At 35.4% G+C, this 17,233-nt stretch carries 21 protein-coding genes and 1 pseudogene; 16 read left to right on the top strand and 6 right to left on the bottom strand.

Features of this window, described 5'->3' with window-relative positions:
- Positions 1-103: 103 nt before the first annotated feature.
- The 4 genes and pseudogenes from JOS54_RS04415 to JOS54_RS04400 all read left to right on the top strand — a co-directional run.
- Positions 104-475, top strand: a pseudogene (locus JOS54_RS04415) (terminase TerL endonuclease subunit); the annotation flags it as partial.
- Between the two features lie 155 nt (positions 476-630).
- The gene (locus JOS54_RS04410) at positions 631-1,530 is read left to right on the top strand and encodes a DNA-binding protein (RefSeq protein WP_203244427.1); all 900 of its coding nucleotides are present in this window, start codon (positions 631-633) and stop codon (positions 1,528-1,530) included.
- Positions 1,531-1,713: 183 nt separating this feature from the next.
- Positions 1,714-2,136 (top strand): putative immunity protein, encoded by a 423-nt coding sequence (locus JOS54_RS04405; protein ID WP_238928324.1) that lies wholly within the window; start codon positions 1,714-1,716, stop codon positions 2,134-2,136.
- A gap of 72 nt (positions 2,137-2,208) precedes the next feature.
- On the top strand, positions 2,209-2,358 hold the full coding sequence (locus tag JOS54_RS04400; protein ID WP_203244426.1) for a hypothetical protein: 150 nt from the start codon (positions 2,209-2,211) through the stop codon (positions 2,356-2,358).
- A gap of 161 nt (positions 2,359-2,519) precedes the next feature.
- Here JOS54_RS04400 and JOS54_RS04395 read toward each other — a convergent pair whose 3' ends face one another.
- On the bottom strand, positions 2,520-2,852 hold the full coding sequence (locus JOS54_RS04395) for a type II toxin-antitoxin system RelE/ParE family toxin (protein WP_203244425.1): 333 nt from the start codon (positions 2,850-2,852) through the stop codon (positions 2,520-2,522).
- Positions 2,849-3,154 (bottom strand): type II toxin-antitoxin system RelB/DinJ family antitoxin, encoded by a 306-nt coding sequence (locus tag JOS54_RS04390; RefSeq protein ID WP_203244424.1) that lies wholly within the window; start codon positions 3,152-3,154, stop codon positions 2,849-2,851. The genes JOS54_RS04395 and JOS54_RS04390 overlap by 4 nt, the downstream gene beginning before the upstream one ends.
- Positions 3,155-3,421: 267 nt before the next feature.
- Here JOS54_RS04390 and JOS54_RS04385 point away from each other — a divergent pair, with 267 nt between their 5' ends.
- From JOS54_RS04385 to JOS54_RS04370, 4 genes are all read left to right on the top strand, one after another.
- Positions 3,422-3,727: a type II toxin-antitoxin system RelB/DinJ family antitoxin gene (locus JOS54_RS04385; protein ID WP_203244423.1), complete on the top strand. Its 306-nt coding sequence runs from the start codon at positions 3,422-3,424 to the stop codon at positions 3,725-3,727.
- On the top strand, positions 3,724-4,062 hold the full coding sequence (locus JOS54_RS04380) for a type II toxin-antitoxin system RelE/ParE family toxin (RefSeq protein ID WP_203244422.1): 339 nt from the start codon (positions 3,724-3,726) through the stop codon (positions 4,060-4,062). Before JOS54_RS04385 ends, JOS54_RS04380 begins: the two co-directional genes overlap by 4 nt.
- A 269-nt stretch (positions 4,063-4,331) precedes the next feature.
- The gene (locus JOS54_RS04375) at positions 4,332-4,805 is read left to right on the top strand and encodes a recombinase zinc beta ribbon domain-containing protein (RefSeq protein ID WP_203244421.1); all 474 of its coding nucleotides are present in this window, start codon (positions 4,332-4,334) and stop codon (positions 4,803-4,805) included.
- Positions 4,806-4,958: 153 nt separating this feature from the next.
- A complete protein-coding gene (locus tag JOS54_RS04370; RefSeq protein WP_203244420.1) occupies positions 4,959-6,536 on the top strand; it encodes a recombinase family protein in 1,578 nt (525 codons plus the stop codon).
- 277 nt (positions 6,537-6,813) lie between these two features.
- Here the strand turns inward: JOS54_RS04370 and JOS54_RS04360 are convergent, their stop codons facing one another.
- On the bottom strand, positions 6,814-7,251 hold the full coding sequence (locus tag JOS54_RS04360; protein ID WP_163562220.1) for a MerR family transcriptional regulator: 438 nt from the start codon (positions 7,249-7,251) through the stop codon (positions 6,814-6,816).
- Between the two features lie 124 nt (positions 7,252-7,375).
- Here JOS54_RS04360 and JOS54_RS04355 point away from each other — a divergent pair, with 124 nt between their 5' ends.
- Both JOS54_RS04355 and JOS54_RS04350 read left to right on the top strand, forming a co-directional pair.
- Complete coding sequence (locus tag JOS54_RS04355) at positions 7,376-8,368, top strand: alpha/beta hydrolase (RefSeq protein ID WP_203244419.1); 993 nt, start codon at positions 7,376-7,378, stop codon at positions 8,366-8,368.
- A gap of 84 nt (positions 8,369-8,452) precedes the next feature.
- Positions 8,453-8,932: a cyclophilin-like fold protein gene (locus JOS54_RS04350; protein WP_203244418.1), complete on the top strand. Its 480-nt coding sequence runs from the start codon at positions 8,453-8,455 to the stop codon at positions 8,930-8,932.
- Between the two features lie 562 nt (positions 8,933-9,494).
- Here JOS54_RS04350 and JOS54_RS04345 read toward each other — a convergent pair.
- Genes JOS54_RS04345 through JOS54_RS04335 form a run of 3 tightly spaced genes read right to left on the bottom strand, consistent with a single transcriptional unit; the run spans position 9,495 to position 11,753 of the window.
- Complete coding sequence (locus JOS54_RS04345) at positions 9,495-9,899, bottom strand: HIT family protein (protein WP_203244417.1); 405 nt, start codon at positions 9,897-9,899, stop codon at positions 9,495-9,497.
- A 1-nt stretch (position 9,900) separates the two neighbouring features.
- Positions 9,901-10,773, bottom strand: coding sequence for a hypothetical protein (locus JOS54_RS04340; RefSeq protein ID WP_203244416.1), 873 nt, complete (start codon positions 10,771-10,773; stop codon positions 9,901-9,903).
- The gene (locus tag JOS54_RS04335; protein WP_203244415.1) at positions 10,773-11,753 is read right to left on the bottom strand and encodes a peptidylprolyl isomerase; all 981 of its coding nucleotides are present in this window, start codon (positions 11,751-11,753) and stop codon (positions 10,773-10,775) included. Before JOS54_RS04335 ends, JOS54_RS04340 begins: the two co-directional genes overlap by 1 nt.
- Before the next feature lie 117 nt (positions 11,754-11,870).
- On the opposite strand from JOS54_RS04335, the gene sufC reads away from it, so the two are divergent.
- The 6 genes from sufC to JOS54_RS04305 are packed head-to-tail and all read left to right on the top strand — an operon-like array spanning position 11,871 to position 17,093.
- The gene (gene sufC, locus JOS54_RS04330; RefSeq protein WP_203244414.1) at positions 11,871-12,713 is read left to right on the top strand and encodes a Fe-S cluster assembly ATPase SufC; all 843 of its coding nucleotides are present in this window, start codon (positions 11,871-11,873) and stop codon (positions 12,711-12,713) included.
- Complete coding sequence (locus tag JOS54_RS04325) at positions 12,710-13,510, top strand: SufD family Fe-S cluster assembly protein (RefSeq protein WP_203244413.1); 801 nt, start codon at positions 12,710-12,712, stop codon at positions 13,508-13,510. The genes sufC and JOS54_RS04325 overlap by 4 nt, the downstream gene beginning before the upstream one ends.
- A complete protein-coding gene (locus tag JOS54_RS04320; RefSeq protein WP_203244412.1) occupies positions 13,507-14,721 on the top strand; it encodes an aminotransferase class V-fold PLP-dependent enzyme in 1,215 nt (404 codons plus the stop codon). The genes JOS54_RS04325 and JOS54_RS04320 overlap by 4 nt, the downstream gene beginning before the upstream one ends.
- A 9-nt stretch (positions 14,722-14,730) precedes the next feature.
- On the top strand, positions 14,731-15,189 hold the full coding sequence (gene sufU / locus JOS54_RS04315) for a Fe-S cluster assembly sulfur transfer protein SufU (protein ID WP_203244411.1): 459 nt from the start codon (positions 14,731-14,733) through the stop codon (positions 15,187-15,189).
- A complete protein-coding gene (gene sufB / locus JOS54_RS04310; RefSeq protein ID WP_238928323.1) occupies positions 15,176-16,585 on the top strand; it encodes a Fe-S cluster assembly protein SufB in 1,410 nt (469 codons plus the stop codon). The genes sufU and sufB overlap by 14 nt, the downstream gene beginning before the upstream one ends.
- Complete coding sequence (locus JOS54_RS04305; protein ID WP_203244409.1) at positions 16,578-17,093, top strand: 5-formyltetrahydrofolate cyclo-ligase; 516 nt, start codon at positions 16,578-16,580, stop codon at positions 17,091-17,093. The genes sufB and JOS54_RS04305 overlap by 8 nt, the downstream gene beginning before the upstream one ends.
- Positions 17,094-17,233 lie beyond the last annotated feature (140 nt).

Genomic DNA, 17,233 nt, shown 5'->3' with positions numbered 1-17,233 from the left:
TCTAGCAAAAATCAAAAAGTTAGTGATTATAATGTTTTGAAGTGTGTCAAAAAAATAGGAAAAGTTTCATTGTGCTAAATACGGTAAATAGGTAATAAAGAGAAGATTTAATATCAAAGAGATTGCTTTTGATAGATGGGGTGCTGTTCAAATGGTTCAAAATTTAGAGAACATGGGATTTACTGTAGTTCCTTTTGGACAGGGCTTTAAGGATATGTCTCCACCGACAAAGGAGTTAATGAAACTAACGCTGGAGAAAAAACTTGCTCATGGTGGGCATCCTGTCCTTAGATGGAATATGGATAATATTTTTATTAGGACAGACCCTGCCGGAAATATCAAAGCAGATAAGGAAAAATCCACGGAGAAAATTGACGGAGCCATTGCGACTATTATGGCATTAAATCGAGCCATTCGTTGTGGGAATACCAATGCAGAGAGTGTGTACGACAGTAGGGGTATTTTATTTGTGTAAAAATTATCGTTTCGTTACGAATACAAATATTATTCCGTATACAAGGCATTATTCCATAGAGTTGTATTGTTCCACTAAATGATATATGTTATTCCTTATTCGTTTATATTGTTCCGATAAAATGGTATAATTAGGAAATACTGGAGGGATAATTGATGTATATTACAGTGAAACAAGCATCTGAAAAATGGGGGATATCTGATAGAAGAGTAAGGATTTTATGCTCGGAAGGGAAGATTCCCGGTGCATATCAAGAAGGACGGGTTTGGAAAATACCCTATGATGCAACAAAACCGACTGATGGAAGATATAAAATTAAGGAATCACTCATTCCAATCATAGAAGATAAATTAGAAATGCTTCGAAAAAGAAGACCTTTAACAGAAGGAGAGCTGGAGAGGTTAAATGAAGAATTTCTAACAGAATATACTTATAACTCAAATGCAATCGAAGGCAACACGTTAACTCTTCGAGAGACAGACATGGTTTTGAGAGGACTTACTATTGAACAGAAATCATTAAAGGAACATTTGGAGGTAATTGGACATAAAGAGGCCTTTGATTATATAAGACAGCTTGTTAGTGAAAATGCTCAAATATCTGAAAAAGTAATAAAGGATATTCACTATTTAGTCTTGGTTGATAAAAAAGAGGATAGAGGAATATACAGAAGAGTGCCTGTTCGGATTATGGGTGCTGCACATGAACCTGTACAGCCCTATTTGATTATACCTAAGATGGAAGAACTACTGGAACAATATAAAAACAGCAAGGAAGATATTGTGACTAAGCTTGCTCGTTTTCATATCGAATTTGAAGGTATACATCCTTTTATTGATGGAAATGGAAGAACCGGAAGATTACTGGTTAACTTGGAACTAATGAAAGTGGGCTATCCGCCGATAGATATAAAGTTTACTGATCGCTTAAAATATTATGAAGCCTTTGATGAATATCATGTAAAACATAATCTATCGGCAATGGCAGACATGTTTGCAAGATATTTAAATCAGAGACTTGATCTATATCTGTCTATGTTGGATGAGCAAAAATAGATAAGTCGTTAGATAATTTAGAATTTATGGAGGTGATATATTATAGAACCAACAGATTTTTCATGGAATAAATTTGAACAATATATATTTAAAGAAGGTAAGTGGGAAATACCCTCAAAGCACAAAATTAAAATAAATGATTTATCAGAGAAAAGGAATACACTAGAATTAATTTTATATAAAATGCCTCAAAAATACCTAGCAATGTGGGCAATAAAAAATGCTCAGCCATTTTTATCGTTTATAGAAATTGGTGATAATGAATTAAAAGAATCAATTATACGTGAAACGACAAATAAGATAAATATGCGTATTGACGGAAAAATAAATGCCTATGAACTAAGAAATGCCGGTTTTTTAGCAAATAAATTAGGGCAACAGTCTATCAATGAGTTAAGTAAATTCTCGGCAAGAGTATTTGCTCAATCCATAGCAACAGGTCATATGAGAGCACATGCTATTGTATCATCTGATTATGCTATTAAAGTTATTAATATTCTATTCCCTAAAAATATGATAAAGGTTGAAGAAGAAAGAAATCGTCAAATTGAACTTGCAAATCAAATTTTAGAGAAATATGATATTGAAACAAGGTCCAGTTTATAAAACAAAATAGACATTTAAAGCATCTACAAATAAAAAAGTAGGTGCTTTTTCTATGGAAATCAGGAGGTAACGATGGGACTATTTAGTGGACTTTTTAAATCAAGAGATAAACCAGAAAACAAACTCAGCAATAATAGTTATTCCTTTTTCATTGGGCAATCATCCAGTGGGAAACGAGTCAATGAACGAACAGCGATGACCATGAGTGATGCGTGGAAATAGGGATAAGCATTTCAGAACTTGATTTACTTACAATTGGAATGGTACTAGATATTTGGACTGAAAAATCAAATGATGGAGTGAAATATAGCAAGGTGGCAGGGCAGGCTGAGTTTGATAGGTTCTAACATATAAAAAGGGCAGAAATTTGCCCTAATATAAAACTAATCATTTGTATGTTTGATGATATCCTCAATGTTTCTGCCTGAATAAAAAATACGAACGATGGAAACAGTCGTTAACTCATCATCAACACGATAAAAAATCATATAATTATCAACCGGAACTTTATATATTTTCATGGAAGTCCAAGGCTCCCATTCAACAAGAGAGTGTCTTGCCGGCAATGTATCAAGAGAGCGAATCATCTTTCTGATACGGGATGATTGGTTATCAGCTGCAATACGTGCCTGTAAAGTGAACCGAATATATTCATATATTTCTGTTAAATCTTGTAAAGCCTGCGGCGAGTAAATTACTTTGTAGGTTTTGCTCATATGCCATATTCCTTTGAAAAGTAGTCATCGACTTCATCTACACTATAGGATTTTCCGGCATTTAAAGAGTCAATTCCTTTTTGAAGTTCTAAGTCCAGTTCTTCTTTGGAGAGACTGCCTAGAGCTAAAGGTTTTTTAGGCGGAAGGCGAAGTTCAAAAGGCATACCTTTTTGAAGAACAATTTGACTGTAAAGCATTTGTATTGCACTGGATGGAGAAATTCCAAGCTGACTTAAGATGCTTTCAGCATTTTCTTTTAAGTTTGTATCGATTCTTGCATAAACAGCATTTGTATTTGCCATGGGTGTCACGCTCCTTTCTTGTCTATATTATACAGGAAAATAAATGCAAATGCAAGCATACGCAAGCAAATAAGAAACATAGATTTAATAAAAATGCGTATTTACGAGATATTTTTAAGTAAATTAACAGATTATCACTTGCTTAGTTTAAAACACATCTAGTATTTTTTATTTGATTGAAGAGGATTAAAATTAGAGGATAGATAATGCACACTTGCAAATGCCAATGCAATGTTGTATAATTATCTCAAAGAAAGAGGTGATTTTATGGCTAAGACAGCGAATTTATATGCACGTATTGAACCGGGATTAAAGGAACAAGCAGAGCAAATATTAAATGCTTTAGGACTACCACCATCAAGTGCTATTACTATGTTTTATAAGCAGGTGGTTATGCAACAGGGACTTCCTTTCGATGCAAGATTAAATTACAGAAAACCACTTGATATATCTTCTATGACAAAGGATGAATTTAATATGGAATTAGAAAAAGGATACCAAGACGTCCTTGAAGGAAGGACTAAACCGATAAATGAGGTGTTTGAATCTTTGAATAAGGAATTCGGTATATGAGTTATTTAGTTACTCTTACCCGGGAAGCAGAGGAGGACTTAAGAGGAATTTATGCCTATATTACTTTTAGCCTATTGTCTCCTCAAAATGCAAAAGGTCAGATAGACAGGATTCAAAAGGTTATACAAAGTCTTGATGAGTTCCCTATGAGACACCGTTTGGTGGATAGTGAACCATGGAAAAGCAGGGGAGTACATATTGTACCATGTGATAATTTCTTGATTTTTTATTTAGTTAAAGAAGAAAAAGCGGAAGTTATTATTTCAAGGATTCTATACGGAAAAAGGAATCTGGAAGAAGAACTAAACTCAGATAGTAATCATGATAAAGAATAGACTTGAATTTTTTATAGAAAAATTATTAATTAGGATGAACTAGGCAAGTCTACCGCTGACCAATATGCGGTATAGAAGTGGTTGGGTTGAAAGTTTAGACTTTACTTATAGAGGGTAGAGGAAAGTAGAAAATGTGAAAAATGAAGAGCAGGTAAAAGATAAGTCGAAGTAAAAGTATAGCCTGTATAACTGAATATTAAATTGTTTTAAGACACTTGCTAAATAGTAGGTGTCTTTTTCATGCCCATTTTTAGGAAGGAGGGATACAAGTGGCAAATAGAATAAAGGGAATTACTGTTGAAATTGGTGGAGATACTACCGGTCTTGATAAAGCCTTAAAAGGTGTAAACTCCACAATTAAATCAACGCAGAGTACCTTGAAAGTTGAAAAACCATATAGAAAGATAGATAGAAAGAAATATTTTACTGAAGAGGTTAGAGCAAAAATTTCGGAGCAAAGAAAGAATAAGCATCTATATCGTAGAAAGAAATCAGCTACACCTTTTACAGGACTCATTGAATGTGATAGATGTGGAAACACATTTACTTCTTTAAGATCAACGCTAAAAAGTGGAGAGAACATAACTTATCTTTCATGCAGATCCAAGAGAAGTGAATGTCCTCATAATTCCATACAAGATGTGACACTCAAAAAACTAGTCTGTGAGGTGCTAGAACTTGAAGAATTTGACGAGGAGGTAATGGATAAAGAAATAGAGCGAATTTACATCGCAGATAATTAGGTCAGATTTAAATTCAAAGATGGACATGAGGAAATCAAGGAATATCTTGAGAAAAAGCGTGGAGTTCCTTGGATTAAGGAAAGACGAGAAAAGCAGATACCACAGATACGTGAATACTGGAAAAATAAGAAACAAGATAAGGAGTGATAAAAAATGGTCGTAAGAAAGGTAACCACAATCCCTGCAACCATTAGTAAATTTAATCAATATCCAATAAGCGAAGTAAAAAGAAGAAAAGTTGCAGGATATGCCAGAGTATCAACCGATAGCGAAGAACAGCAAACATCCTACGAAGCACAGCTTGATTACTATACAAACTACATCAAAAGTAGAGAGGATTGGGAGTTCGTAGAGGTCTATACAGACGAAGGTATCACTGCAACCAACACGAAAAAGCGTGATGGATTTAAGCGAATGGTAAAAGATGCTCTTGATGGAAAGATAGACCTCATTGTCACAAAATCAGTCAGCCGTTTTGCAAGAAATACGGTCGATAGCTTATCTACTATCAGAAAGCTAAAGGAACATGGGACAGAAGTATTCTTTGAAAAAGAAAACATCTGGACTTTTGATAGCAAGGGAGAACTACTCATCACGATTATGTCCAGCCTTGCCCAAGAAGAATCAAGATCCATTTCAGAAAACTGCACATGGGGACAAAGAAAGAGGTTTGCTGATGGTAAGGTTACAGTACCTTTTGAAAGATTTTTAGGATATGACAGGGGAGCAGATGGAAACCTAGTGGTTAATCATGAACAAGCCAAAGTTGTAAAAAAGATTTATAGACTTTTCCTTCAAGGATATTCACCTTTTGGAATTGCAAAAGAACTAACTTCAGAGGGGATATTAACACCCGGCGGGAAGAAGAAATGGTCAGCCAGAACAGTTGCAACAATACTTAGTAATGAAAAATATAAAGGTGATGCACTGCTGCAAAAGTCATTTACAGTTGATTTCTTAACCAAGGAAAAGAAAAAGAATGAAGGTGAAATACCTCAATATTATGTAACAGGAAACCACGAGGCTATTATTCCACCAAGTACATTTGATAGAGTACAAAGGCTACTAGAACAAAGAAAAGCCGGTAAAAACAGAATTTCAAGCGTTAGCGTTTACTCGAGCAGGATTAAATGTGGAGACTGCGGATCGTGGTACGGTTCAAAGACATGGCATTCAACCAGCAAATACCGTCAGAAAATTTGGCAATGCAATCATAAGTTTGAAGAAAAATGTAGCACTCCTCATTTGACGGAAGAAGAGATTCAAAAGTTATTCTTACAGGCAGTCAACAAGCTGGTTAAGAATAAGAAAGAGATTATTAGCACCCATAAAGAAATGGCAAAGATAATATTTGATACCTCATCACTTGAAAAAGAAAAGATTGAACTTGAAGAAGAATTAAATATAGTTGCTGAGCAAGTGAATGACTGTATAAACGAGAATGCTAGAAAAGTTCAAAACCAGGATGAGTATGAAGTAAGATATACCAGTTTAGTAAATAGGTTTAATGCTACAAAGGTTAGGCTGGATGAAATCAAGCAAACCATCATAGAAAAACAATTCAAGCGTGATGAGGTAGAGGACTTTATAAAGGAACTGGAAAAGCAAGATTTCATGAGAGAGTTTGATAAAAATGTATGGCTTAGCATGGTAGACTACATTACAGTACATCATGATGGAAAGATTGAATTCACATTCCTTGATGGCAGTCGGATAGAATTAAATAGATAGAAATCGAAACAGGAATTCTATTGATGACCAATCAGGAAATTTTACATCATGGTATGAAAACAAAGTGATGGAAGACCGATTTGAAATCAGTCAAAATGAGAAATTAAAAAAAGATATTAAACGATTAAAAGAAGCTACAAGATAGAGTAAAATTTAGTTCGATAAAATTGAAAACTGAAAATGGCGCAAAATATCTGGTGTAAAACTGGAAAAAGAACATATTGGACACCAATCCGCACCCCAGATTCACCTATCTCGGGTTATCAACCCAGCTGTATTATTTATGTGCCTTGTTATATAGTTTTTGAATATCTTTGGGAAGTTTATCTGGAAGCAGGGCATTAATGCCATCCTCAGTACCATCTTGCAATGCTTTATCATAATACCAACATTTAAACTCGAGCATGGCAAGAGTTTTTTCAAGCTGTTTTATTTCAGAAAGTACAGCTTTTTTACGAGATTCAAATAATTGTTTTCTATCGAAGTAGCTTGATGGGCCTTCCATAACCCACTGGAAGAATCGCTTAATATCTTTTATTTCAAGACCGGATAATTTTAAACATTCAATAACCCGTAAAGCTTCAATTTCAGTATCTCTGAAATATCTGATATTGCCTTTTCGCTCCAGATGAGGGAAGAATCCTTCTTTATCATAGTATCTTAATGTGGAGATTGGGAGATTAAACATCTCTGAAACTTGTCCAATTGTATACATATATTTACCTTCTTTCGATTATAAAACAATGCTTGACCTAAAGTTAACTTTAGGTCTTATAATCATATTATAATACATGAAGATTTTATTTTCAATATGAACTTATATGGAGGTATTTGATAATATGAAAACAGATGAACTTAAGCTAGTTGCGGAATGGGACAAGACATTTCCTAAAAGTGAGAAGGTGGATCACAAGAAGGTCACATTTATAAATCGATATGGCATCACACTTGCTGCAGATATGTATATTCCAAAAGAGCCTAAGAATAAATTTCCTGCGATTGCAGTAAGTGGACCTTTTGGAGCAGTAAAAGAGCAGTGTTCCGGACTGTATGCCCAGACAATGGCAGAGAGGGGGTATCTGACTATTGCATTTGATCCGTCTTTTACAGGTGAAAGTGGTGGAAAACCAAGATATATGGCATCTCCGGATATTAATACAGAGGATTTTATGGCTGCAGTAGATTTTCTTTCAGTTCAGGATAATGTGGATGCAGATAAAATCGGTATTATTGGAATTTGCGGATGGGGTGGTATGGCCATTAACACAGCAACTCTTGATACCAGAATCAAGGCAACAATTGTTTCGACAATGTATGATATGACAAGAGTGAATGCCAACGGATATTTTGATTCTGAAAACAATGAGGAAGCTCGTTATAATTTAAAGAAAAGGCTAAATTCAATTAGAACAGAAGAATACAAAAAAGGTGAGTACTCAAGGGCTGGTGGATGTATCCCTCTTCCGATTCCAGAGGATGTGCCATTCTTTGTGAAAGATTATAGCGAATACTATAAAGGCAGAGCCTATCATGCCAGAAGCCTCAATTCAAATGACGGATGGAATGTGATTGGCTGTCAGTCATTTATGAATCAACCGATTCTTAAATACAGTAATGAAATCAGAAGTGCAGTTCTTATTATGCATGGAGATAAGGCACATAGTTATTATTTTGGGAAAGATGCATATGAAGCTATGATTAAGGACAGTAATTACACTGATAATAAAGAGTTTCTTACCATTACAGGTGCTGTTCATACAGATCTTTATGATAATTTAGAAGTAATCCCTTTCGATAAGATACAGAAATTCTTTGAAGAAAATGGAGTATGATAGTGATGTAAAAGAAAGTATTAACTATATCAACAAGTTTAAGAGGTAGAAGCAATGCGAACATTATTTTGTACTATTCTGTCTATGGTGATACTTGTTTCTATGGTGGGATGTGGAAATATAGTAAATGACTGTGGCAATAAAAATCAGACAGATAAAATTACTGGGGAAGCTAAAAGTGACAGTCAAAGTGTAAATAGTAAAGAAAGTCAGAAATATGATATGAAATTATATATTAATGATACGCTTGTTCCTGTTATATGGGAGGATAATGCTTCAACGAGGTCACTAATGGAAGATGTCTCAGAGGGTGATATGGTTATCAGCATGTCCAGGTACGGAGGTAATGAGCAGGTGGGTTCATTGAGAAAGCAGTATAGAAGTAATGATAAACAGATGACCACACACAATGGGGATATAGTCCTTTATAACAGTAATAATCTTGTTGTGTTTTATGGTTCAAATTCATGGGCATATACGAAGCTTGGAAAAATAAATTTACCGGAGCAGGAAGTTACAGACTTATTGTCGAATGAAGATGTAATAATAACGATTAAAAAGTAAGGGGTGGTGATTAGAATGGGAAAAATTATAAAGACAGCAGGCAGAAAGTAGCGTTTACTGATATTTTAAGAATTATGGGAATTAATCTGGTAGAATTGCAAAATTTGATGTGAAAATTTAAAGATTTAATTCAATCTAGTTATAATATACAATTTGATTTTAGTGTAAGGACGGTAGCAATACCGTCTTTTTTAATGCCTACAATAAAAAGTTTCAGAGTATAGAGGAATAGTTTCGGAGTTCAAAGGAAAAGTTTAATTGTATCAAAGACAGTAAGATACTAGATGTGTATTATGCTGGAAACTCAAATTCTATCCCATTGCTAGGAGTGGGCATAACCAGATTCAATAACTGTAATGTTTTGGAACAAGAATTGTTAAAATAGGCTGTAATGACATTTAAAGCAAGAAAAATCAAGTTTAATAACGGGACTTCAATAAATTTTATTTTGAGTGGAAATATTATAGAAAACTGAAAGAAAGCCTACTTAGTGTTTTTATTAACATTAAGTAGGCTTTCAGTTAAATCAAATTTTGCAATACATCCCTAACTGAACGCTTTATTAGTGGTTGCCATTTTTAATTTGTTCTAAAAGACTAGAATAATTTGGATTGTTTGTTTCTAAGAATGTGGTTTTAAAACCATCTTCTTGAGAATAACGAGGTAATAAATGAATGTGGAAATGAGGAACCGTTTGACCAGCCATCTCTCCAGCATTGCTTAGAACATTAATGCCTTTTGCGTCAAGGTTGTGAACTAATGTTTTTGATAAATCAGATACCACCGCCATAAGCTTTATAGCTTCTTGCTTTGGACAATCTAATAAAGAACTATAATGTTTCTTAGGAATAACAAGGGTATGTCCCTTCGTTGCTTGAGAAATATCTAAGAAAGCTAAAATATCTTCATCCTCATAAACGTTGTAGGTGGGAATTTTACCAGCCACAATATCACAAAATAAACACATATTACTTAGCGTCCTGAACTAATGATTGAGGATAATCAGACTTCATCGCATCATAAATTCCCTTATCATAAACATGGAATTTATACTTCTTAAAGAAATATGTGTTAGAGTCAGAAGTGATTTTATCGTTTCGCCTTAAATATTGAACAACGGAATCCTTTAACTCTTTCGTGTTTTTAGAATGAACACGAACTAAGTTATAACTAGATCCATTAGAGCTTGTAACAGTTGTCCAACCTAATTTTTCATTTTGGGATTGTACTGCATTACGAACTAAAGCATCGATTTGCTTGGAATCTAATGTGAAGATTTGTTTAATGAATTTACCAGAGGCTTTATGAGCATTGGCTACTTTTAATGGATCTTCACCTTTTTTAATTTTCGCTAAAGCTTCTTCAGAATCTTTCTTGGAAGAGAATCTTAAGACCGTCGCTTGTACTGGTTGGTACTTTTTAACAATCGTATCGTAGTTTTCATTGATATATTTTTCGGCTAGTTTTTTGGCTTGTTGCGATGGAATTAAATACTCTTTGACGTATTGTTCTTCACTTAAATTTACTCTTTTCAAATAAGCAAAGAAGTTATCACCATACAATTTTTTATAGTTCGCTAATGTTTCTTGAGCGTTTTTTCTCATTTCATCATTGACAGGGACTTCTTTTTCAGAAATTTTCTTAATGGCCATAGAGTTAACCGTACTGGCACCAGAGGATTTCTTCATGAAATTATAAAGAGACCCTTTTGTGATATTTTCACCGCCAATACTAACTAAAGTATCTTTCGCATCCTTTACTTTCGTAACGGCATCACTACATCCTGCTAGGGCTAAGGCTACCACGAAAGCGATAGCTACCTTTTTCATAGATTTCATCATTATTTAGCCTCACTTTCTTTTACCCCAAGAGAAGCCTTGAGGGTATTTTCCAATTCTTTATTGCCTTTGAAGTCAACGCCTAATTCTTTCGCTTTTTCCCAAATGGCCGGGTTACCTAAAGTGTTGTCATAGCTGTTGACTAATTGTAGGAATGGATTACTTTTCGCATTTAAAGCGCCAAGGGTATTCGCCGTTGTTGCATCGGCTTTAATTTTAAAGAAACCAAAGTTAGAGGAATAAATCCATTGGCTAACTTCACCTTCATTTAAAGCTAAAGCGGCTTCTTTAAAGGAAGAATCTAACTTAGAAGTATTTTTATCAATAATACCTAATTTACCACCGTTTGCGACAGCGGATGTATCTTCTGTGTGTTTGGCGGCAACTTTAGAGAAAGCAGTACCGGCTTTTAATTCTTTATCAACCGCATCCATCTTCGCTTTTTCTTTTTCAGTAGGTGTCTTACTTGCTTTTTTAGCATTTTCAAACTTCACCAAAATGTAAGAGATTTGTCGAATCTTAAGTTCATCAAAATGTTTCTTAGCATAATCTGCCGCAATTTGTGAAATCTTTTGTTGGTTGAGTAAGTATTCTTCTAAATCGGTATAACCGGTTGGTTGTAAATCTGTTCTTAGTTTGGCTTCATAGTTTGTACCAAATTTTTGTTCATAACGAGCAATAATGGTTTTCTTCTGTGCCGCTGAAGTATCCTTCATCGTATTGGTAGTACTTATTGCCATATCGGCGACTTTTTGTTTAAAAAAAGTTGTAAGAGCTGATTTGCCAGATAAACGATAAAGTTCATCGTAAAGATTATTCGCAGTCACATTGTTATTATCAACTGTAAAGACGACATCTTCACCATTTATTTTCTTTCCTTTTAATTTACCTTTGTTGGTGTCGTAGATGTAATAGACAGAAATACCAATAAAAATAATCACGATTAGCATTACGAACCAATTTTTCTTTAAAAATTTGCCCATCGGGACCTCCTTTGCAATTATGTAAAATTATAAGGTAAAAAAAGTCACTTATCAAATAATCATCTAACAAGGCAAAATAAGGGAAGAATGCTATAATTTTTTTCAACGAGGAGAATTATGAAAAAATTAGAAATTAAGAACCTACATGTTTCAGTTGGTGATAAAGAAATATTAAAAGGAATTAATCTGACAATTGGCGAGAATGAAGTACATGCTCTCATGGGTCCTAATGGAAATGGAAAGTCAACTTTATTGGCTGCGATTATGGGTAATCCTACCTATACGGTTACAGAAGGATCGATTTTCTATGATGATAAAGACGTATTAGCAATGCCGGTTAATAAACGTTCGATTGCCGGCTTATTTTTAGCGATGCAATACCCGCAAGAGGTACCTGGAGTAACGAATTCAGATTTCTTACGAGCAGCGATGAATGCTCGTCGGGATAAACCGGTGCCTTTATTTACCTTTATTAAGAGCATGGAAAAAACGATTCAAGACTTACAAATGAAAGAAGATTTGGCTCATCGTTTCTTGAACGAAGGCTTCTCAGGTGGGGAAAAGAAGCGTAATGAAATCGTACAAATGGAAATGTTACGACCAAGTTTATCGATGCTGGATGAAATTGATTCTGGTTTGGATGTAGACGCAATGCATGTGGTGGCTAAGGCAATCAATCAATTGCGTCAAGAAACAAAAATGTCTTTGATTATCGTTTCTCATTATGACCGTTTCTTTACAATGATTGAGCCACAATTTACGCATGTGTTAGTAGATGGCAAGATTGCCCTTCATGGTGATGGTGATTTAGCGCGTCGTATTGATCAAGAGGGCTATGATTGGGTGTATGAAGAATATGGTATTATCCCACCGGAAAATGTAAAACCAAAAGTAAAACCAAGATCCACCCTTGGTAGTTGTGCTGTAAAAGATATGGTGTCTAAGGGAGAAGAAAAATGATTCTCATTCGTTCCAATGCGGAAATCCGTTTAGAAGAAGGCTTAACGGAAATTGTGGTGGATACGGACCGTGATATTGAACTTTCTTTGGAAAATCGTTGCGATGTTGCACAAGTCTTAATTCGTATTGAAAACGTCGGTAAGTTTCATTTTAGGACATTTAATGCGGAAAATAGCTCAGCTCGTTATTTGTTGTGGAATGCTTCTAAGTCTGCTTTAGAAACACAAGAACATCATGAAGTACTAGCGAAAGCCGATGCTCGTGTCTTATATGCGGAGTTATCCAAGCAAGAAGTGAAGAGAAAGGTATGGATGGCATTGCGTGAACCGGAAGCGCATGGATTGCTAGCTAGTTCATCTCTGGTGTCCAACCAGTATCATTTAGTTCAAGATGTGGTTAATTTCGCTCCCCATACTTTAGGAGAAATTCAAAATTTTGCGGTTATTTTAAAGGGTGGCGATTTGTATATCGATGCGATTGGTAAAATTGTGAATGGAGCTTCTAAATCCCAATCTCACCAACAATCTCGAGTCATGTGTTTCGAAGAGGGACAAAAGAGTACCATTATTCCTGAATTGATTATTGATGAAGACGATGTACAAGCTTCACACGCAATGACCATCGGTCGTTTGGATGCTGAAACTTTGTTCTATATGCAAACACGTGGTTTAAGTGTGAAACAGGCTACGGCTTTAATTGCCCATGGTTATTTACAACCAATTACCAACTTTTTACAAGACGATGGCTTAGAAAAGAAATTAAGCGAGGAATTAGAAAGTGAGCTAAGAAATTTATGATCAATCCTTCCGAAATACGCTCACAATTTCCCATGCTTCAAAATCATCCGGAATTAATTTATTTGGATAATGGAGCGACGACTTATAAACCAAATTCAGTTATTCAAGCGATTCTTTCTTATTACAATGACTTTACATCTAATGTAGAAAGAGGTGACTATGAAACAGCCGTCAAGGCAGATTATGCTTTTGAGGCAGTGCGTCAAAAGATGGCTGACTTAATTCATGCTCAATCGAGTCAAGAAATTGTCTTTACAGCCAATGTAACATCTTCTTTAAATCAAATTGTTTATGGACTTCGTAAACAATTAAAAACAAAAGATGTTGTCTATATTACCGAAGGAGAGCACGCCTCTAATGTGCTTCCTTGGTTTCGTTTACAAGAAGAATTAGGAATTGAAGTGGAATATTTACCTGTTGATGAAGTGGGAAGAGTATTATTAGATAAAGTATCGTTAAAAGAAAACACCAAGGTGATTTCCATTGCGGAAGTAACGAATGTATTAGGGACGATTCAGCCCATCCGAGAATTGAGCCAATTAGCTCATGAGGCCGGCGCCATTATGGTTGTCGATGCAGCCCAAACTATCGCTCATCATAAAGTGGATGTACAGGATTTAAATGTGGATTATCTTTGTTTTTCGAGTCATAAAATGTATGGACCAAATGGAGTTGGCATTTTATATGGTAAGAAGCCGCTTTTAGATGCATTAGAACCAATTGGTCTTGGTGGGGGAATGAATGCTCGTTTTTATCGTGAGGGGCGAGTGGAATTAAAAGAAGCTCCACATAAGTTTGAAGCCGGTACACCAAATATTGAAGGGGTAATCGGCTTAGGAGCGGCGTGTGATTTCTTATTAAACATAGGCTTGGATGAAATTGAAGCGTATGAAAAAGACATAAGAGCTTACTTTTATGAACAAGTGAAGGATTTTGACTTTCTTGAGATTTATAACCGAGAAAATGCGTTTGGACCAATTACGTTTAATGTAAAGGGAATTTTTTCTCAGGATGTGGCTGGTTATTTAGCCCACCATCATATTGCGGTTCGCTCCGGTAATCATTGTGCCAAGCTATTGCACCATATTATTGGTACAGACCAATCGGTACGAGCTTCATTAGCGATTTATAACAATAGAGAAGATATTGACCAATTTGTCAAAATAATTCATGAAATTAGTCTGGAAAAGGCAATTGATATCTTTTTTTAAGGAGGAAGTATGGGAAATTCAGAATATCGGGATCAGCCGAATGTGTTAAGAGAATTGATTTTAGATCATTACCAATACCCGCATCATCATAAATTAGTGCGCGCAGAAACTTATCAATCGGTTCATATGGCCAGTGATAGTTGTATTGATGATATAACAGTCGAAGCTAGGATTGCCGATGGTAAGATTTTAGATATTAATTTTGAAGGAGCGGCTTGTGCTATTTCGACCGCTTCTACTTCGATGATGTCGGATTTATTGATTGGCAAAACAAAAGAAGAAGCCCAAGCTTTGATTACGAATTTTTTACATATGGTACATGAAGAAGAATATAATCCGGATACACTTGAAGAAGCGATAGCGTTAAAAAATGTGTATCGCCAAGCCAACCGAATTAAGTGTGCCACCATTGGTTGGACAGCGATTCAAAAATTATTAGAAAAGGAGGATGAGAATGGTAGAAAATAATGAAGAAGTCTTATCATCCCAAGATAACTATAAATATGGTTTTCATGATGAAGTTACAAGCATCCTTGACACAGGAAAAGGCATCAACGAGGACGTGGTTCGGCAAATTTCAAAAGCGAAGAATGAACCGGAATGGATGTGTGAGAAAAGAGTGCAAGCCTTTCATGTTTTTGAAGAATTAAAATTACCCAAATGGGGACCGGATTTACAGGACATTGATTTTCAGGATTTTACTTATTTTAGAAAGGTTTCAGAGGAAATTAAAAAATCTTGGGATGATGTACCGGAAGAGGTAAAGAACACCTTTGAAAAATTGGGTATACCACAGGCTGAAAGAGATTTCTTAGCAGGTGTCACAACGCAATATGAATCGGAAGCGGTATACCACTCCATGTTAAAAGAGGTGGAAGAAAAGGGCGTTATTTTCTTAGATATTGATTCCGCTTTAAAAGAATATCCTGCTCTTTTTAAAAAATATTTTGCTACGATTGTCTCGCCCGGGGATAATAAGTTAGCAGCTTTGAATTCAGCGGTTTGGTCAGGAGGAAGTTTTATCTACGTGCCTCCAGGAGTGAAGCTTGAAAAGCCTTTACAATCGTATTTCCGTATCAATTCGGAATCGATGGGTCAATTTGAGCGTTCTATTATTATCGTTGATGATGGGGCTGAAATTTCTTATGTGGAAGGCTGTACAGCCCCACAGTATTCCAAGGATTCTTTACATGCGGCGGTAGTAGAAGTGTTTGTTGGTAAAGGAGCTAAATGTCGCTATTCATCGGTGCAAAACTGGTCCGGTAATATTCTTAACTTAGTCACAAAACGAGCTAAGGTGGAAGAAGATGGAGCGATGGAATGGATTGATGGTAATATTGGTTCTCGTATTACCATGAAGTATCCCTCTTGTATTCTGGCAGGAGCTAGAGCAAGCGGTCTTTGTATCTCAATTGCGGTGGGTTCTAAGAATCAAGTTCAAGATTCAGGAGCGAAAATGATTCATGCGGCACCATACACGAAGTCTTCCATTATCTCTAAGTCGGTTTCCAGAAATGGTGGAGTAACGAATTTCCGCGATGAAATTAAAATTTTGCCAAAGGCAAATCATGCGAAATCGCATATTGAATGCGATACTTTACTAGTAGATAATCGTTCTAAGTCAGATACTATTCCAGTGGATATTAATTTAAATAACACTTCAACCATTGAACATGAAGCTAAAGTTTCTAAGATTTCAGAAGATCAATTGTTTTATTTGATGTCACGTGGTTTAAATGAAGAACAAGCCACAGAAATGATTGTAATGGGCTTTTTAGAACCATTCACAAGAGAGCTGCCAATGGAATATGCGGTGGAATTAAATCAGTTATTGAAACTAGATATGAGTGGTTCCATTGGATAAGAAAACAGCTAGACAATTAGGACAAGCTAGAAGAAATCTTCTTAGTGCTAAAGATAGGCAATTATATAGCCAAATTATTCAAGAAAAAGCGTTGACTTTGTTGCAAGGAAAGAAAAAAGTAGCACTCTATATTTCAATGGGAAATGAGGTGGATACGAGTTTTCTTTTAAAACAAAAGGACTTGGATTTATACGTACCTAGAGTGGAAAACGGAACACTTCATTTTTATCCTTATTGTTCAAAGCAACTTGGAAAAAGTGATTTCGGTGTTTTAGAACCAATTCCCGGCAAAGAAGTTTCTATCGCTGATATGGATGTGGTGTTGGTGCCATTGAGTGCTTTTGATTGTCATGGAAATCGTTGTGGTTATGGTAAAGGCTATTATGATTGTGTCTTAAAAGAAGCTAAATTAAAAATAGGTCTAGCTTTTCAAGCACAAGAAGTGGACTTCATTGCTTGTGAAAGCCAAGATATTCCTTTAGATGATGTTTTAACTGAATCCTACTAACCTAGTAGGATTTTTTTTTGTTGATGGGGGAGTTTTAAGCACCGGAACGCTTTTTTGTACACAAATGAAAAGAAGAAATCCAATTGCAGAGATTCAATTCATATTTATAACTCGTCAATGACTTTAGGATTACCGATGAG

This window comes from Bulleidia sp. zg-1006, from assembly GCF_016812035.1.
In the GTDB taxonomy this organism is placed as follows: domain Bacteria; phylum Bacillota_I; class Bacilli_A; order Erysipelotrichales; family Erysipelotrichaceae; genus Bulleidia.
Note: the sequence above shows the minus strand (reverse complement) of the source record. Positions and strands in the feature narration are given on the sequence as shown.

Excerpts from the sequence above, each read along its gene's own strand:
- JOS54_RS04405 (WP_238928324.1), top strand. The coding sequence starts at position 1,714 with ATGCCTCAAAAATACCTAGCAATGTGGGCAATAAAAAATGCTCAGCCA.
- JOS54_RS04340 (WP_203244416.1), bottom strand. The coding sequence starts at position 10,773 with ATGATGAAATCTATGAAAAAGGTAGCTATCGCTTTCGTGGTAGCCTTA.
- JOS54_RS04370 (WP_203244420.1), top strand. The coding sequence starts at position 4,959 with ATGGTCGTAAGAAAGGTAACCACAATCCCTGCAACCATTAGTAAATTT.
- sufC (WP_203244414.1), top strand. The coding sequence starts at position 11,871 with ATGAAAAAATTAGAAATTAAGAACCTACATGTTTCAGTTGGTGATAAA.
- JOS54_RS04335 (WP_203244415.1), bottom strand. The coding sequence starts at position 11,753 with ATGGGCAAATTTTTAAAGAAAAATTGGTTCGTAATGCTAATCGTGATT.
- JOS54_RS04395 (WP_203244425.1), bottom strand. The coding sequence starts at position 2,852 with ATGAGCAAAACCTACAAAGTAATTTACTCGCCGCAGGCTTTACAAGAT.
- JOS54_RS04360 (WP_163562220.1), bottom strand. The coding sequence starts at position 7,251 with ATGTATACAATTGGACAAGTTTCAGAGATGTTTAATCTCCCAATCTCC.
- JOS54_RS04380 (WP_203244422.1), top strand. The coding sequence starts at position 3,724 with ATGAGTTATTTAGTTACTCTTACCCGGGAAGCAGAGGAGGACTTAAGA.
- sufB (WP_238928323.1), top strand. The coding sequence starts at position 15,176 with ATGGTAGAAAATAATGAAGAAGTCTTATCATCCCAAGATAACTATAAA.
- JOS54_RS04350 (WP_203244418.1), top strand. The coding sequence starts at position 8,453 with ATGGTGATACTTGTTTCTATGGTGGGATGTGGAAATATAGTAAATGAC.
- JOS54_RS04320 (WP_203244412.1), top strand. The coding sequence starts at position 13,507 with ATGATCAATCCTTCCGAAATACGCTCACAATTTCCCATGCTTCAAAAT.
- JOS54_RS04400 (WP_203244426.1), top strand. The coding sequence starts at position 2,209 with ATGGGACTATTTAGTGGACTTTTTAAATCAAGAGATAAACCAGAAAAC.
- JOS54_RS04355 (WP_203244419.1), top strand. The coding sequence starts at position 7,376 with ATGAAAACAGATGAACTTAAGCTAGTTGCGGAATGGGACAAGACATTT.
- JOS54_RS04325 (WP_203244413.1), top strand. The coding sequence starts at position 12,710 with ATGATTCTCATTCGTTCCAATGCGGAAATCCGTTTAGAAGAAGGCTTA.
- JOS54_RS04385 (WP_203244423.1), top strand. The coding sequence starts at position 3,422 with ATGGCTAAGACAGCGAATTTATATGCACGTATTGAACCGGGATTAAAG.
- JOS54_RS04410 (WP_203244427.1), top strand. The coding sequence starts at position 631 with ATGTATATTACAGTGAAACAAGCATCTGAAAAATGGGGGATATCTGAT.
- sufU (WP_203244411.1), top strand. The coding sequence starts at position 14,731 with ATGGGAAATTCAGAATATCGGGATCAGCCGAATGTGTTAAGAGAATTG.
- JOS54_RS04345 (WP_203244417.1), bottom strand. The coding sequence starts at position 9,899 with ATGTGTTTATTTTGTGATATTGTGGCTGGTAAAATTCCCACCTACAAC.
- JOS54_RS04390 (WP_203244424.1), bottom strand. The coding sequence starts at position 3,154 with ATGGCAAATACAAATGCTGTTTATGCAAGAATCGATACAAACTTAAAA.